Origin of the sequence: Streptomyces sp. ICBB 8177 (genome assembly GCF_003144095.1) — a bacterium.
Classification (GTDB): domain Bacteria; phylum Actinomycetota; class Actinomycetes; order Streptomycetales; family Streptomycetaceae; genus Streptantibioticus_D.
On the sequence record NZ_NSKH01000024.1, the window covers coordinates 25932 to 27144 of the forward strand.

At 67.8% G+C, this 1213-nt stretch carries 1 protein-coding gene; it reads left to right on the plus strand.

The genetic code is table 11. The annotated features are described in order from the left end of the window. On the plus strand, positions 1-1213 hold a 1213-nt coding region (locus CK485_RS29875; RefSeq protein ID WP_241968661.1), incomplete at both ends, for an AMP-binding protein.

A 1213-nucleotide genomic window follows, 5' to 3' on the forward strand; every position in this document is an offset into this window, starting at 1 on the left:
ACGCCCTGATCGTCGACGAGACGGCCGCCGAGACCCAATGGGTGGCCGACATGCGCGCCACCCTGCCCGTCATCACCGTCAACACAAACGGACACACCCTGCACGGCACACCCCAACACCCCGGCACCCTGCCCACCATCCCCGGAGGCGAACAACTCGCCTACGTGATGTTCACCTCCGGATCCACCGGACAACCCAAAGCCGTCGGCATCACCCACACCGACGTCGCCGCCCTCACCGCCGACACCCTCTGGCAAAACGGCACAGCCAACGCCGTCCTCATGCACTCCGCCTACGTCTTCGACGCCTCCACCTTCGAAATCTGGACCCCCCTGCTCAACCACGGCCGCATCGTCATCGCACCACCCGGCCCCCTCCAACCCCACACCCTCCACCACCTCACCGCACAACAACCCCTCACCGCCATCTTCCTCACCACCGCCCTGTTCAACCTCCTCACCGAAACCGACCCCACCGCCCTCACCAACATCGCAACCATCTGCACCGGCGGCGAACTCGCCTCCCCCGACACCATGCAACGCCTCACCCAACACCTCCCCCACACCCGCATCCACCACGTCTACGGACCCACCGAAACCACCACCTTCGCCACCCACCACCCCATCACCCCCGACACACCCCACGGCCCCCCACCCATCGGCCGACCCCTCGACAACACCACCACCCACATCCTCGACCACACCCTCCAACCCCTACCCCCCGGCATCACCGGCGAACTCTACATATCCGGCACCGGCCTCGCCCGCGGATACCTCCACAACCCCACCCTCACCGCCACCCGCTTCATCCCCAACCCCTACGGACCACCCGGCACCCGCCTCTACCGCACCGGCGACCTCGCCCAATGGACCCCCACCGGACACCTCCACTACATCAACCGCACCGACAACCAGATCAAACTCCGCGGCCACCGCATCGAACCCGGCGAAATCGAAACCACACTCGTGGCATCGCCCTCCGTCGCCGCGGCCTGCGTCATGGTGCGGGAAGACCTGCCCGGCGACCGGCAACTCGTCGCCTACGTGGCCCCGGCGGCCGGTGAGCGTCCCGGCCAGGACGAACTCCGCGACACCATCGCCCGCGTCCTGCCCGAGTACATGGTGCCCTCGGCGTTCGTCGTGCTCGACGCCCTCCCCCTGACACCCAACGGCAAGGTCGACCGCCGCGCACTCCCCGCACCCGAGACACCCCA